Below are 14,812 nucleotides of genomic sequence, written 5' to 3' on the forward strand. Positions count from 1 at the left end.
GGAATATTCTATACACAACGACAGGGGATGTCGTTAGTTTGTGGGATTAATTGTTTAATGAATGCCGCCAATTCGGCTTAAACGAACACCCGTTGGCCATTCACCTTCTTGTTTCTCGAAACTCATCCAAATTGCTGTCGCTTTACCGACCAGATTTTGCTCCGGCACAAAGCCCCAATAGCGGCTGTCTGCGCTATTGTCGCGGTTATCACCCATCATGAAATAGTGACCCGGCGGAACAATCCATGTCGCGAGCGGCAATCCGGACTGCTGGTAGTACATCCCCACCTGATCCTGAGCGATAGGCACCGTCAGAATGTTATGGGTGACGTTACCCAGCGTTTCTTTACGCTCACTCAGGCGGACACCGTCTTCACGGGTCTGATCTTTCGGCAGCTGGAAGAAACCGGAGGTGGCTTCACTGCCGTTGCGGCGGGCAAACGTCTGCACAAAATCACTGGCTTCAACGTTGGAATACGTGATTGGCAGCGCGTTGTCGCAGGCCTGGCCGGAACTGCAATTAGGCTGAACGGTAACTTCTTTCGACTGTGGGTCGTAGCTTACCCGGTCGCCCGGCAGCCCTACAACGCGCTTAATATAATCCAGGCGCGGATCTTCAGGGTATTTAAATACCGCAATATCGCCGCGTTTAGGGTGCCCGGTTTCAATTAAGGTTTTCTGATAAATAGGATCTTTAATGCCATAGGCAAATTTCTCTACCAGAATAAAGTCACCGATTAACAGCGTTGGCATCATCGAACCGGAAGGGATCTGGAAAGGCTCATAAATAAATGAGCGCACCACCAGCACAATCGCCAGCACCGGAAACACCGACGCACCAGTTTCCAGCCAGCCTGGTTTAGGGCCGACTTTTTTCAGCGTCTTTTTGTCCAGCGCATCACCGGTGGCAGCCTGCGCTGCCGCCTGTTTTTCACGACGTTTTGGTGCAAAGATAAACTTGTCCAGACACCACAAAATGCCCGTCACCAGCGTGGCTACCACGAGGATCAAAGCAAACATATTCGCCATGCCAACTCCTTAGATTATTTGCTGTCTTTGCCAACGTGCAGAATGGCCAGGAACGCTTCCTGAGGCAGTTCGACGTTGCCGACCTGCTTCATGCGTTTCTTACCGTCTTTCTGTTTCTGCAGCAGCTTTTTCTTACGGCTGACGTCGCCGCCGTAGCACTTAGCCAGAACGTTTTTACGCAGCTGTTTCACCGTCGAACGCGCAATAATATGGTTGCCGATGGCAGCCTGAATCGCGATGTCGAACTGTTGGCGAGGGATCAGATCCTTCATTTTTTCCACCAGCTCACGGCCACGGTACGGCGCATTGTCGTTGTGTGTGATAAGCGCCAGCGCATCAACGCGATCGCCATTGATCAGTACATCAACGCGCACCATGTTGGAAGCCTGGAAACGTTTGAAATTGTAATCCAGGGACGCATAGCCACGAGAAGTGGACTTCAGGCGGTCGAAGAAGTCGAGCACCACTTCCGCCATCGGGATTTCATAGGTCAGCGCAACCTGGTTGCCGTGATAAACCATGTTGGTTTGCACGCCGCGTTTTTCGATACAAAGCGTGATCACGTTGCCGAGGAACTCCTGCGGCAGCAGCATGTGACATTCCGCAATCGGCTCACGTAGCTCTTCAATGTTGTTAAGCGGCGGCAGCTTAGACGGGCTATCAACGTAGACAATCTCTTTGCTGGTCGTTTGCACTTCGTAAACTACGGTTGGCGCGGTGGTGATCAGGTCGAGATCGTATTCACGTTCCAGACGCTCCTGAATGATCTCCATGTGCAGCAGGCCCAGGAAGCCGCAGCGGAAGCCGAAGCCCAGCGCCGTGGAACTTTCTGGCTCGTAGAACAGAGAGGCGTCGTTCAGGCTAAGCTTGCCGAGCGCATCACGGAAGTTTTCGTAGTCGTCGGAGCTTACCGGGAACAGACCGGCATAAACCTGCGGTTTCACTTTTTTGAAGCCTGGCAGCGCTTTGTCCGCCGGGTTACGGGACAGTGTCAGAGTATCGCCTACCGGTGCGCCCAGGATGTCTTTGATTGCACAAACCAGCCAGCCTACTTCGCCGCATTTCAGTTCGTTACGGTCGATCTGCTTAGGCGTAAAGATGCCCAGACGATCGGCGTTGTACACCTGGCCGGTGCTCATTACTTTGACTTTGTCGCCTTTACGCAGGGTGCCGTTTTTCACGCGGATCAGGGAAACAACGCCCAGGTAGTTATCGAACCAGGAGTCGATGATCAGCGCCTGCAGCGGTGCATCTGGATCGCCTTCCGGCGCGGGGATATCACGCACCAGGCGCTCTAATACATCAGGTACGCCAACGCCGGTTTTCGCCGAGCAGCGCACTGCGTCAGTGGCGTCGATGCCCACGATGTCTTCAATCTCTTCCGCTACGCGCTCAGGATCGGCCGCCGGCAGGTCAATTTTGTTCAGAACCGGAACCACTTCCAGGTCCATTTCCATCGCCGTGTAGCAGTTCGCCAGGGTTTGAGCCTCAACGCCCTGCCCGGCATCCACCACCAGCAGCGCGCCTTCACAGGCCGCAAGCGAGCGGGATACTTCATAAGAGAAGTCAACATGCCCTGGGGTATCGATGAAGTTCAGCTGGTAAGTTTCACCGTCGCTGGCTTTGTAGTCGAGCGTGACGCTCTGCGCTTTGATGGTAATACCACGTTCGCGTTCCAGATCCATTGAGTCAAGAACCTGCGCGGCCATTTCGCGGTCGGACAAGCCGCCGCAAATCTGGATGATACGGTCAGACAGCGTCGATTTACCGTGGTCGATGTGGGCAATAATAGAAAAGTTACGTATATTCTTCATAGTTAGAGGTTTTATGCCTTACAAATGGCCTGTGAGCTCGGCGCTTCGCGCTGTACGGAGCAGGATGTCAGAGACTGTCTTCTGCCTGAAACGCCGCATTCTACACTACAACCAGAAAGTGAGGAAACTGCTCATCCTGCAAGCTTAGGTAAGCGATAAGCAGGATGTGCAAAGAGATGTCATTTGAAGGGAATTTATTGATTTTCAGCCGGCGGTGCGGACGTATCGACGCGCAGTGCATCCGGGCTAAGCGCAACGCTTAGAATCACCGGCTGCCAGCTCTCACGGCGGCTGAAATGCAGGGAAAAACCGCGAGCAAGCAGGAAGCCCCCTACGCCGCCAAGCAAAGCCCCGCACATAGCGGCCAGGTTGGTGCCAAACAGCGTCTGGAAAAGACCTGAGCACAAAAATAGCCCAACCAACGGCGACATGTACACCAGAAGCGCGGACCCTAACAGGCTACCTTCCGCAATACCCAGCTCCACTTTTTGCCCGGCAACCAGCGGCTGTTCGCTTGGCACAGACAGCAGATGGCTGGTTTGTGGCCCCAGTTTATTCAGGACACGAGTACCACATCCCGAGCGCGAAGCGCAGCTGCTGCAAGAGGCTTTAACATCACAGTGCAGCAACGCTTCACCATTTTGCCAGGAGACGACCGTCGCCCATTCTTTAATCATTGCGTCGCTCCGTTAAACTTCACGCTATCGCCAATGCGTTTCGCCGTTTGTGGAGGCAACTCACCGACAACGGTAATTTCGGTTTTATCACGAATTTCTGTGCTAATTGTCCGACGACCGGTCCGCACAAGCTGTTCGCCATTACTTGCCTGAGCCGGGGCCTGACTGATGTTTACCGAGAAACTGAATAATCCATCAGAATAAAGCCGGGATTCGATAGGCACGCCCACGGTTGGCAATGGCCGGCGGCTGCTCGACACTTCGCTAAAGCCTTGCGGCAGCCATGTCGGTGCCCATGTAAAACTGGCCTTTTCTGCACCTGGTACGGACAGCAGCGGAGGCAGCGTCGCCTTCGCTAAATTCTGCAGAAGCCCGCTAGCCTGGTTTTCGACAGAGAATGACACAACCCGGAACTGTTCGAGCGTTTCGCCGTCGCGATCCAGTAAATCAACGCGAAGTGGCAGCTTGGTTTCGGTATCGAGCCAAACAATGTAGTTATAGCGAGTGCCGTCCCGAGCAACGACGCGAATAACTTCGCATAGTCTGTCGGCAATACGCGTACGCCCGACAGAAATAAAGTCGTAATACGGCGTCAGGCGCTTAAAATCGGTATAGACGATGGAAGGCAGAGAATCGACGATATAGTCCCCGGTGAGCGTGAATGGCTCGAGCCCAGGCTCAAAATAGCTGATTTCATTGCCGCGCTGAACGACTTCGCGGCGCGGGCCGTCCATCTGCAGGAATTGCGCAAGCGGGCGATTATCAAGACGTGCATGGCGATAACTAAGGGACTCAATCCCTTGTTTGCTGATATTGATAAACGCCAGCTCATAATTGAGTGACTGACTAGCCTGGTTCATCTGCTGCAACAACGCCCCGGACGAAACAGTGTCCGCCGAGGCGCTGGAGGTGAACAACAGGCTGCCTGCCACGAGAGACAGGGCACACCAAAGTTGCTTCATTACTGCGATTGCGTTCCTAAAGTTTGGTTTCCTGGCACTTGCACAGCAGCCTGCTGGGTTTGCGCCTGTTCAAACTGGAGCTGCTCGGAGTGTAAACGACGCTGCAATTCGTAATCCTGCAGCATAGCGTTAATACGACGACGCTGTTCCTGTACTTGCTGACTGCTGTTGCTGGCGGTCGTGTCAGACGGTACGCCCAGGCTTACCGGACTGGCTTTGCCCATCATCGGCAAGGTGTTAAACACCGGCGTTTCCGGCTGTGCGGTGCTGTCAGACTGGCCATTATAGTGCTGCACACCCACGATAACCGCAAGCGATACGCACGCAGCAACGCCCATTTGGGTAAGCTGGCTTGCCCACGGACGTACCTTGTGCCAGAACGGCATTTTCTGCCACTGCTGAGGCTGCGGCTGAGACTCGGTAATGAGCGGCGCGACGTTACGCGCAGGTTCATTTGCGATAGCCGCCATCACGTTGGCAGAAATATCAAAGTGGAGCACTTCGCTGGTATCTCCGCGCATTGTGTCGCGGATAAGGTGGTAACTCTCCCAGCTCTGCTGCAATTCACTGTCGTTTGACAGGCGATTGAGCAGCTCGCTGTCGAGAGATTCGCCATCCATTAAAGCGGAAAGTTGTTCTTTCTGCATGCCTAAATACCCTTCCAGTAATCCGCTATCGTCAACGCCTGATAAGCGGTTGAACTTTATTATCAATAGCTTCCCTTGCGCGGAAAATACGAGAACGCACAGTACCTACCGGGCAATCCATGATGTCGGCTATCTCTTCATAGCTCAGGCCATCCAACTCCCGCAACGTAATTGCCATGCGTAAATCTTCCGGGAGCGACTCAATAGTACGGAAAACTATTTGTCTCAGTTCTTCAGACAACATTAAGTTCTCAGGGTTCGAAATTTCTTTCAATGCGCTGCCACTTTCGTAGTTTTCAGCGTCAATGGCGTCCACATCACTTGATGGCGGACGTCGCCCTTGAGCAACCAGATAATTTTTAGCCGTGTTAACCGCGATGCGGTACAACCACGTATAAAACGCACTATCGCCACGGAATGAATCCAGCGCGCGATAAGCTTTAATAAAAGATTCCTGCACCACATCGGGTACATCTCCCGAAGGTACATAGCGGGAAACCAGGCTCGCAACCTTATGCTGGTAGCGTATCACCAGTAGGTTAAATGATTTCTGATCTCCCTTTTGGACCCGTTCGACGAGGACCTGATCCGTTAACTGCTCGCTCATCCGAGGTAATGTCTCCCCAAACCCAATTTCCACGCGTAATCGAAATGCCACTCGAACCCTGCATTTTTGAGCAAGCTTTGAGTTTGAGTGCCCGAGGCCAGCAAAGTTCCGTTACGCCTTTGTTTTTCTGTCATGTTTAGCGGATTGCATCTTTTCATTATAAGTTCCGCTTCGCAAAACGGTAACGCCGATTCTTCTGAATCAATGCTCAAAAAGTTAGCGAGCAGAGTATCGCATGAATCAGGGTATTTCATCATCTAATCTGCCATTTATCCTCCAGTAGTGAGATTTATTTACGCAGTTTGCACAATCCCTCCCAATAACTTTATCGACGAGTCTGTTTAGTCTGCACAACGCTAAAACAAAAAAAGCGTGTTCAGCATCTCACCCGGTGCTATGCTCGGGCCACTCTTGTTTAGTAAATTAAACACCATGAACACGAATAGCGATCTGAACTGTGACGTATTAATTGTCGGAAGCGGCGCCGCCGGCCTTTCTCTCGCGCTGCGTCTGGCTCAAACCAGCAAGGTCATTGTGCTAAGCAAAGGCCCGGTTAACGAAGGCTCAACTTTTTATGCACAGGGAGGGATTGCTGCCGTTTTCGATGAAACAGACAGCATCGCTTCCCACATTGACGATACGCTGATAGCCGGGGCGGGAATTTGCGATCGTGACGCCGTAGAATTTGTGGCAAGCAATGCAAAGCACTGCGTCCAGTGGCTGATTGATCAGGGCGTTATGTTCGATACCCACACGCTAGCGAATGGTGAAGAGAGCTACCATTTAACGCGTGAAGGTGGCCACAGTCATCGCCGAATTCTTCATTCGGCAGATGCCACCGGGAAGGAAGTGGAAACCACGCTAGTCGGTAAAGCCCTCAATCACCCAAATATTCGGGTCATCGAACGCAGCAACGCCGTAGACCTGATTATCTCTGACAAAATAGGTCTGCCGGGTACACGGCGAGTCGTTGGCGCATGGGTTTGGAACCGGAATCTTGAAAAGGTCGAAACCTGCCGTGCCAAATCCGTCGTTTTAGCCACCGGTGGTGCTTCAAAGGTCTATCAATACACAACAAACCCTGATATTGCGTCCGGAGACGGTATCGCGATGGCATGGCGCGCAGGCTGCCGGGTTGCCAACCTGGAATTCAACCAGTTTCACCCGACGGCGCTGTTCCATCCCCAGGCGCGAAACTTCCTGCTGACCGAGGCGTTACGCGGGGAAGGCGCATACCTGAAGCGTCCGGATGGTTCACGCTTTATGCCGGAGTTTGATGAACGTGCCGAGCTTGCCCCGCGTGATATTGTCGCCAGGGCTATCGATCATGAAATGAAGCGCCTGGGCGCAGACTGCATGTATCTGGATATCAGCCATAAGCCAGAAGCGTTTGTCCGCCAGCACTTTCCCACCATTTATGAGAAGCTGCTTGGGCTGGGCATCGATTTAACCAAAGATCCGGTTCCGGTAGTCCCTGCCGCGCATTATACCTGCGGTGGCGTAATGGTAGATGAACACGGGTGCACCGACGTTGACGGGCTGTATGCCATTGGCGAAGTGACGTATACCGGCCTGCACGGCGCTAACCGAATGGCCTCAAACTCTCTGCTCGAATGCCTGGTTTATGGCTGGTCTGCCGCGGAAGATATTCTGAAGCGCCTGCCGTATGCGCGTGAAAGTAAAAATCTGCCCGACTGGGATGACAGCCGTGTGGATAATCCAGACGAACAGGTTGTTATCCAGCACAACTGGCATGAGCTGCGGCTCTTTATGTGGGACTACGTTGGGATCGTTCGCACCACGCGCAGGCTGGAGCGGGCGCTGCGAAGAATTACCATGCTGCAGCAAGAGATTGATGAGTACTATGCCAATTTCCGCGTTTCAAACAATCTGCTTGAACTGAGAAACCTGGTGCAGGTTGCCGAACTCATCGTGCGCTGCGCCATGCAGCGTAAAGAGAGCCGGGGCCTGCACTACACGCTGGATTATCCGGATCAGCTCGCTGAATCCGGCCCAAGCGTGCTTTCCCCGCTCTACATAAACAGGTAGAAGTCCTGGGTCAGGCTGCAATAACCTTCAGAGTAGGTTTGGTCTGGCCCACGAATCACCAGGCGGTCGTTGTAGTATTCTCCGCCGGTTGGAGAAAGCGCGAGCATCACCCGATGCGGCAGGCGAGTTTCATTATCGGCCACATCGGTACGGTAACGAACGTGCCAACCCTGTGATTTTGCCAGCTCGCTAAATGCAGTGCCGGCAGTTTCCGGCATGATCACACAGAAGAAACCGTCTTCGGTGATCAGCTGTTCAGCGCTGCTAAGCAAGGCCTGATGATCCAGCGTCGTGGTATAGCGTGCCTGAGCTCGTTCTGGCGATGCGCAGTTGCTGCCCTGCTCGAAGAACGGCGGATTACTGACAATTAAAGAGTAGCGCTGAGTGGCCTGCTGCGCCCACTCGCGGATGTCCGCGCAGTGAACGTGAATACGCGAAGCCCAGCGGCAGCCTTTGGCGTTTTCTGCCGCCTGTTCTGCAGCAACCGGATCCAGTTCCACGGCTTCAATCGTGACGTCATCAGCGGTTCTCTGGGCGAGCATCAGCGCCAGCAAACCGCTGCCGGTGCCAATATCCAGAACGCTTTTTACGTTAACTACCGGCACCCATGCACCGAGCAGCGTCCCATCTGTTCCCACCTTCATGGCGCAGCGATCGTGCGCCACAAAGAACTGTTTGAAGGTGAAACCATCCCGACGTAATACCGCTTTTTGATCCGACATCTTATCTACCTTGCAAAGAAACCGCCGTAGCATAAGTGAAACGGACACCTACGGAAAGACACAAACAGATGAAGATCGCGGTCATTATGTCTATAATCGGCGTCCCAAACAGAGGTAGACCATGACTGTAAGCACTTTTTCCGAACTCGAACTTGATGAAAGCCTTTTGGACGCGCTCCAGGAGAAAGGCTTTACTCGCCCGACTGCCATCCAGGCTGCGGCCATTCCTCCTGCACTTGAAGGACGCGACGTGCTGGGCTCAGCACCGACGGGTACCGGTAAAACCGCAGCTTACCTGCTGCCAGCGCTACAGCATCTGGTCGACTTTCCTCGTAAGAAATCTGGCCCGCCGCGTATTCTGATCGTCACGCCAACCCGTGAACTCGCTATGCAGGTCGCCGACCACGCGCGTGAACTGGCAAAACATACCCATCTGGATATCGCCACCATCACCGGCGGCGTAGCCTATATGAATCACGCTGAAGTTTTCAGCGAGAACCAGGATATCGTGGTCGCCACCACCGGCCGACTGCTGCAATACATAAAGGAAGAGAACTTCGACTGCCGCGCGGTTGAAACGCTGATCCTTGATGAAGCAGATCGCATGCTGGACATGGGTTTTGCACAAGACATTGAAACCATTGCAGCAGAAACCCGCTGGCGCAAGCAAACCATGCTGTTCTCCGCTACCCTGGAAGGCAACGCAGTTAAAGACTTTGCTGAACGCCTGCTGGAAGATCCGGTTGAAGTTTCCGCCACGCCATCCACGCGCGAGCGCAAGAAGATCCATCAGTGGTACTACCGCGCCGATGACGTTGAGCACAAAACGAAGTTGCTCGTTCATTTGCTGAACCAGCCTGATACCACCCGTTCTATCGTCTTTGTACGTAAGCGGGAGCGTGTGCATGAGCTGGTTGCCTGGCTGCGCGAAGCGGGCATCAACACCTGCTATCTCGAAGGCGAAATGGTGCAGGCCAAACGTAACGAGGCCATCAAACGCCTGACCGATGGTCGCGTAAACGTTCTGGTCGCTACCGATGTTGCTGCCCGCGGGATCGATATTCCTGACGTTAGCCACGTGTTCAACTTTGACCTGCCGCGTACGGCGGATATCTATCTGCACCGTATCGGCCGTACCGGTCGCGCTGGCATGAAAGGAACCGCGATTTCGCTGGTTGAAGCGCACGATCATCTGCTGCTGGGTAAAATTACCCGCTACATGAAAGAGCCGCTAAAATCCCGCGTCATCGACGACCTGCGTCCAACGACGCGTGCGCCAAGCGAAAAGCTGACCGGTAAGCCATCCAAAAAAGTGCTGGCTAAGCGCGAAGAGAAGAAGAAAGAGAAAGACAAAGAGAAGCCGCGCGTTAAAGTACGCCATCGCGACAAGAAAAACGTCGGTAAGCGCCGGAAGCCAACTGCGGCTACCACGACAGAGTCGCCGAAAGTCGACGAATAATACTAACGCCGGGAAATCCCGGCGTTTTTTATTGCCCGGATTCTGCGTTTTCCTGCAAACACTCCATAAATGTCTTCATCGCCGGGCTAACCACCTTCCCCGCGTGGTGTGCGCAAATCGCGTTAAGCATCAACGGCTGCTCGCTGAACGCCAGCTCCACTAGCTCACCGGATGACAGCTCCTTTTCAACGGTAAAACGAGGCAGGAAGCTCACACCCAGGTTTGCCGCAACACACTGCTTAATGCTTTCTATACTCCAAAGCTCGATAGTATTTTCCAGCGTGATCCTGCGCTGCCTTAGCTGTTCTTCGAAGATCAGCCGGAACACGCACTGAGGCTCATTGATCACAAAACTGACCGGGATATGCCTGTCCGGCTGCCGGAAATCGACATCTTTCAGCGCCGGAGATGCCACCAGCACCAAAGGTGGTTCGCCGATAGCCTGCATATGTAGCGCCTCATCATTGCCAACCCGATAAAACACGCCCAGATCGACACGGTCGTCCAGCAGCGCATCACGAATGGTGTAGCAGTTCAGCGATTGCAGGGAGAGTTTCACTCTCGGCGCCCTTTCCTTAAAACGCTGCAACACATGCGGCATTTTATACGCCAGCAATGTTTCACCGCTGGCAACCCTGAGTTCGCCTTCAGGCTCAGCATCCTGTCTGGCGGCCTGCCTTATGGTATCGATGACGCGAGTCAGCTCGTAAACATGTGGCATGAGCTTTTTACCGCTTTCTGTCAGGCGCATTCTTCGGCCAATTTTCTCAAACAGCTGCAGCGAGAGTTCCTGCTCAAGCTGCTGAATGTGAAAAGTGACCGTCGACTGCGTGCAGCACAGCTTTTGTGAGGCAAGCAGGAACGAGCCCTCTTCGACCACTGTTTTTAACGTGACAAACCGACGTAAATCCATCCAGCCCCCAATACATCGAAACCATCGAACTCAGAATGTAAAAATATTCATTTTTTTAAACATTAGGCTTTGCGTACTCTCTGCGAAAACAAAGGAGAACTCAAGTGATCGCCATTTTCTTTAGCGCTTTTTGGACCTATACCCTGATTACCGCCCTGACCCCTGGGCCTAACAACATTCTGGCGCTGAGTACTGCGACCAGCCACGGCCTGCGGCAAAGCACCCGCGTGCTGGCAGGCATGAGCCTCGGATTTCTGATAATCATGCTGATTTGCGCCGGTATTGCTTTTTCACTGGTCAGCCTCGACCCGAGATTTACTCGCATTCTTAGCTGGGTGGGCGCAATTTACATTCTGTGGCTGGCGCTGAAGATAGCCACCAGTAAGCCTTCAGGTTCTGCGGCGGCTGCTCAGCAAATCGGCTTCTGGACCAGTTTCGGCCTGCAGTTCTTGAACGTAAAAATTATTCTTTACGGCATCACCGCTCTATCAACTTTTGTCCTGCCGCATACAACGGAGATAAGCGGCATCGTGGGAATGAGCGTGGTGCTGGCGGCGATAGGAAGTTTGGGGAATCTTTGCTGGGCGCTGGCAGGCCATGTGTTCCAGAAAGTATTTCTACGATTTGGACGCGCGCTGAATATTATTCTGGCGCTGATGCTGGTTTACTGCGCGGTAAGGATCTTCTATTAATTTGAAAGAGCGCCAGAAGGCGCTCTTTTTCATAACGGCAGGAACTGAATTACAGGCTTTCTGTGAAAGTACGGGTGATCACGTCGCGCTGCTGTTCCGGGGTCAGGGAGTTAAAGCGCACTGCGTAGCCGGAAACACGAATGGTCAGCTGCGGATATTTTTCCGGATGCTTAACCGCATCTTCCAGCGTTTCACGACGCAGAACGTTAACGTTCAGGTGCTGCCCACCTTCAACGCGAACTTCCGGTTTCACTTCCATTGGAATTTCGCGGTATTCAAACTGGCCCAGTTTACTGACCGCTACTACTTCATCTTCCGCAAAACCTGCTTTCGCGCACACGCAGCGAGCTTCGCCTTTTTCACTGTCGAGCAGCCAGAAAGAGTTCAGAAGTTCGTCGTTTGCCGCTTTAGTAATTTGGATACCAGTAATCATTTTATTTCTCCCTCAGGGTAATGTGCTGATTCTTTGGGCCAGCGTTCTGGCTCATTGGTAAAACCTTTGTTGCTTTGTTGTTCTTATATCAGTCCACCAGGTGCGATTCTTTGACTTAAATCAATTAAATCCACACACTAAAAATGGCTTTAACTGGTTTTATTTGTTTTACATCAACTTAGCCCATCCTCTGCATGCTAAAACTTTTGTAAATTTTCAACTTTATTTGGTGTCGTAGCTCATTGATGCCACGCACTATTTTGCTCAGGAGGAAGAAGCAGTTAAGCTATCGGGCAATACAGATTCGCGGGAGAGCGAGATGACCACCCACCTCACCTGGCACGATGTGCTGGCAGAAGAGAAACAGCAGCCCTACTTTATCAATACGCTCAGCGCCGTCGCGGCAGAGCGCGCTGCGGGCGTGACCGTTTACCCCCCGCAAAAGGATGTTTTCAACGCTTTTCGCTTTACCGAGCTGGGCGATGTCAAGGTCGTGATTCTGGGGCAGGATCCCTATCATGGGCCAGGCCAGGCGCACGGGCTCTCTTTCTCCGTTCGTCCAGGCATTGCGCCCCCGCCTTCGCTGGTCAATATGTATAAAGAGCTGGAGGCTTCTGTCCCCGGCTTTACCCGCCCTACGCACGGCTACCTGGAAAGTTGGGCGCGGCAGGGCGTGTTACTGCTCAATACCGTACTTACCGTCGAAGCAAGCAAAGCACATTCTCATGCTAATTTTGGTTGGGAGACGTTTACCGACAAGGTTATCACCCTCATTAATGAACACCGTGAAGGCGTGGTGTTCCTGCTGTGGGGGGCTCATGCCCAACGCAAAGGCAGCATTATCGATCGCCAGCGCCACCACGTCCTGACCGCCCCACACCCTTCTCCGCTTTCTGCGCATCGTGGTTTTCTGGGCTGCGGGCATTTTGTTAAAGCGAATGAGTATCTGGCCGGACGCGGAGAACAACCCGTTGATTGGGTGCCGCAGTTGCCACAAGAAAATGGCTAAAATTGTGGCGAAAAAAAACCAGCAATTACGCTGGTTTTTTATAGCTGGAGAAGGTCTTAGGCCTTGTTTTGACGCCACCATTCGCCCAGCAGCACGCCGGTCGCTACCGATACGTTGAGGCTTTCAACATTCCCGGTACCTTCAATGGCTACGCTCATATCTGCGCTTTCAAAGGTGGTATCGGAAACACCATCGCGCTCCTGGCCCAGCACCAGCACCATTTTCTTCGGCAGCTCAGCTTTGTACAGCGGAGTGCCCTGGTGGCTTGACGTTGTCACGATGGTGTAGCCCGCTTTACGGAAAGCTTCCAGCCCATCACCAAACGTCTCGCCGCTGATCGCCACCACGTGCTCGGCACCACCTTCTGCGGTACGAATCGCCGCGCCGGATTCCAGCAGAGAAGCATCCTGAATCAACAAGCCTTTCACACCGAAGTGTGCGCAGCTACGCATGATTCCGCCCAGGTTGTGTGGGTTGCCCACATCCTCCAGTGCCAGCACGCAGTCTTCTTCCCCGGCTTTGTTCAGCCAGGTCTGTACGCTGATGCCGCTGCGTTTTTTAATAATGAAGCAAACGCCACCGTGGTGTTCCGTACCTGAGGCTTTTGTCAGCTCGGCGTCATCCACCACGTGGTAAGCCTTGCGATTTGCCGCCATCCAGCGAAGCGCTTCTTTAAAGCGAGGCGTAACGCTCTGGATAAACCAGGCACGCACGATGCTTTCCGGGCGACTCTGGAACAGTGCCTGACAAGCATTCTCCCCGTATACTCGGGCTTCTTCGGCGCGCTGGCGACGAATCACTTCCGGGTCAACGATGTGCTTAGTTGTACCTTCATTGTCAGAAGCCGACGATGAAGAGTCTACCGGGGCACGGGAAACCGTACGCCATGGAGAAGCCGCTTCACCGCGATCGCCTCTGTCGCTACGTTCATTACGATCGCGCCCGCCGCGAGGTTTATCATCGTGACGAGCCTGACGGCGACCGCCGCCTTCACCACGTGACGCACCGGCAGGACGCCCACCGCCTTTCCCGGTACGCGGGTTCTGGCTGCGCTGTTCGCTTTCGTCGTCACCGCGGACATACATCACTTTGACCTTGCCGCTTTTACCTTTAAATTCGTCGTTCATTGTTCCTCCACCTGGCTGAGCGCGAAGCGCGCAGATTACCTGATGTGCCATGGGTTAGCCATTAACTTTGCTTAAAAGCTAAAAACTATTGTACTCATCGAATAAATCACTTTGTTGGCCTCCCCATCTTCGCCGATAATATGTAACATATTTGAAACATCCGCGGTGCGTGACACCGATTTCAATCATTCTCTTTGAGGTTAGTTATGAATACCGTTTGTGCCGACTGCCAGGCTATTAACCGCATTCCTGACGACCGTATCGATGACGGTGCAAAATGCGGTCGCTGCGGTCATGAACTGTTTGACGGTGAAGTCGTCAACGCCACGACGGCGACTCTGGATAAGCTCCTGAAAGATGAGCTGCCAGTGGTGGTTGATTTTTGGGCGCCGTGGTGCGGCCCATGCGTGAACTTCGCCCCTATTTTTGAAGATGTTGCCGAAGAGCGCAGCGGCAAAGTTCGCTTTGTGAAGGTCAACACAGAAGCGGAGCAGGAGCTGAGCGCACGTTTTCGCATCAGAAGCATCCCAACCATTATGATTTTCAAAAATGGCCAGGTCGTCGATATGCTAAATGGTGCTATGCCGAAAGCCCCGTTTGATAGCTGGCTGGACGAAAATATCTGATCATGAGGGGGCATTTTTTAAGCCCCCTTTCTCTATCTACGGTAGA

Annotated in this window: 16 protein-coding genes; 5 read left to right on the forward strand and 11 right to left on the reverse strand. The window is 53.2% G+C overall.

The genetic code is table 11. From position 1 onward, the window contains the following. Positions 1-54 precede the first annotated feature (54 nt). From lepB to rseD, 7 genes are all read right to left on the reverse strand, one after another. Entirely contained in the window at positions 55-1,029 is a 975-nt protein-coding gene (lepB, locus tag LH86_RS00195) for a signal peptidase I (protein WP_008459507.1), read from the reverse strand. A gap of 14 nt (positions 1,030-1,043) precedes the next feature. Continuing rightward, a complete protein-coding gene (lepA, locus tag LH86_RS00200) occupies positions 1,044-2,843 on the reverse strand; it encodes a translation elongation factor 4 (protein ID WP_039297355.1) in 1,800 nt (599 codons plus the stop codon). 194 nt (positions 2,844-3,037) lie between these two features. Further along, positions 3,038-3,520: a SoxR-reducing system protein RseC gene (gene rseC / locus LH86_RS00205; protein WP_039297358.1), complete on the reverse strand. Its 483-nt coding sequence runs from the start codon at positions 3,518-3,520 to the stop codon at positions 3,038-3,040. Next, the gene (gene rseB, locus LH86_RS00210; protein WP_039297360.1) at positions 3,517-4,482 is read right to left on the reverse strand and encodes a sigma-E factor regulatory protein RseB; all 966 of its coding nucleotides are present in this window, start codon (positions 4,480-4,482) and stop codon (positions 3,517-3,519) included. The genes rseC and rseB overlap by 4 nt, the downstream gene beginning before the upstream one ends. Then, positions 4,482-5,129, reverse strand: coding sequence for an anti-sigma-E factor RseA (gene rseA / locus LH86_RS00215; protein WP_039286790.1), 648 nt, complete (start codon positions 5,127-5,129; stop codon positions 4,482-4,484). The genes rseB and rseA overlap by 1 nt, the downstream gene beginning before the upstream one ends. A 31-nt stretch (positions 5,130-5,160) precedes the next feature. Continuing rightward, the gene (gene rpoE, locus LH86_RS00220; protein ID WP_008459517.1) at positions 5,161-5,736 is read right to left on the reverse strand and encodes an RNA polymerase sigma factor RpoE; all 576 of its coding nucleotides are present in this window, start codon (positions 5,734-5,736) and stop codon (positions 5,161-5,163) included. Beyond that, positions 5,733-5,993, reverse strand: a complete 261-nt coding sequence (gene rseD / locus LH86_RS23000) for a rpoE leader peptide RseD (protein WP_039297362.1) — start codon at positions 5,991-5,993, stop codon at positions 5,733-5,735. Before rseD ends, rpoE begins: the two co-directional genes overlap by 4 nt. Positions 5,994-6,168: 175 nt before the next feature. On the opposite strand from rseD, the gene nadB reads away from it, so the two are divergent. Further along, positions 6,169-7,785, forward strand: coding sequence for an L-aspartate oxidase (nadB, locus tag LH86_RS00230; RefSeq protein WP_039305794.1), 1,617 nt, complete (start codon positions 6,169-6,171; stop codon positions 7,783-7,785). On the opposite strand, the gene trmN is transcribed toward nadB, so the two are convergent. Next, on the reverse strand, positions 7,770-8,507 hold the full coding sequence (trmN, locus tag LH86_RS00235) for a tRNA(1)(Val) (adenine(37)-N(6))-methyltransferase TrmN (RefSeq protein ID WP_008459522.1): 738 nt from the start codon (positions 8,505-8,507) through the stop codon (positions 7,770-7,772). The genes nadB and trmN overlap by 16 nt on opposite strands. 121 nt (positions 8,508-8,628) lie before the next feature. Between trmN and srmB the strand changes: the two genes are divergently transcribed. Next, entirely contained in the window at positions 8,629-9,966 is a 1,338-nt protein-coding gene (srmB, locus tag LH86_RS00240) for an ATP-dependent RNA helicase SrmB (RefSeq protein WP_039297364.1), read from the forward strand. 28 nt (positions 9,967-9,994) lie between these two features. On the opposite strand, the gene LH86_RS00245 is transcribed toward srmB, so the two are convergent. Beyond that, a complete protein-coding gene (locus tag LH86_RS00245; RefSeq protein WP_039297366.1) occupies positions 9,995-10,879 on the reverse strand; it encodes a LysR family transcriptional regulator in 885 nt (294 codons plus the stop codon). A gap of 104 nt (positions 10,880-10,983) precedes the next feature. Between LH86_RS00245 and eamB the strand changes: the two genes are divergently transcribed. Next, positions 10,984-11,571 carry a cysteine/O-acetylserine transporter gene (gene eamB / locus LH86_RS00250; RefSeq protein ID WP_039297368.1) on the forward strand — a complete coding sequence of 196 codons (588 nt, stop codon included), beginning with the start codon at positions 10,984-10,986 and terminating at the stop codon, positions 11,569-11,571. 49 nt (positions 11,572-11,620) lie between these two features. Here eamB and grcA read toward each other — a convergent pair whose 3' ends face one another. Continuing rightward, positions 11,621-12,004, reverse strand: a complete 384-nt coding sequence (grcA, locus tag LH86_RS00255) for an autonomous glycyl radical cofactor GrcA (RefSeq protein ID WP_008459527.1) — start codon at positions 12,002-12,004, stop codon at positions 11,621-11,623. A 319-nt stretch (positions 12,005-12,323) separates the two neighbouring features. Between grcA and ung the strand changes: the two genes are divergently transcribed. After that, complete coding sequence (gene ung, locus LH86_RS00260) at positions 12,324-13,013, forward strand: uracil-DNA glycosylase (protein WP_039297370.1); 690 nt, start codon at positions 12,324-12,326, stop codon at positions 13,011-13,013. 56 nt (positions 13,014-13,069) lie between these two features. Here ung and LH86_RS00265 read toward each other — a convergent pair whose 3' ends face one another. Next, on the reverse strand, positions 13,070-14,140 hold the full coding sequence (locus tag LH86_RS00265; protein ID WP_039286821.1) for a tRNA/rRNA methyltransferase: 1,071 nt from the start codon (positions 14,138-14,140) through the stop codon (positions 13,070-13,072). A gap of 206 nt (positions 14,141-14,346) precedes the next feature. Here LH86_RS00265 and trxC point away from each other — a divergent pair, with 206 nt between their 5' ends. Further along, positions 14,347-14,766, forward strand: a complete 420-nt coding sequence (gene trxC, locus LH86_RS00270) for a thioredoxin TrxC (RefSeq protein WP_038479759.1) — start codon at positions 14,347-14,349, stop codon at positions 14,764-14,766. Positions 14,767-14,812 lie beyond the last annotated feature (46 nt).

The organism is Cedecea neteri (genome assembly GCF_000758325.1).
GTDB classification, from domain to species: Bacteria; Pseudomonadota; Gammaproteobacteria; order Enterobacterales; family Enterobacteriaceae; genus Cedecea; species Cedecea neteri_B.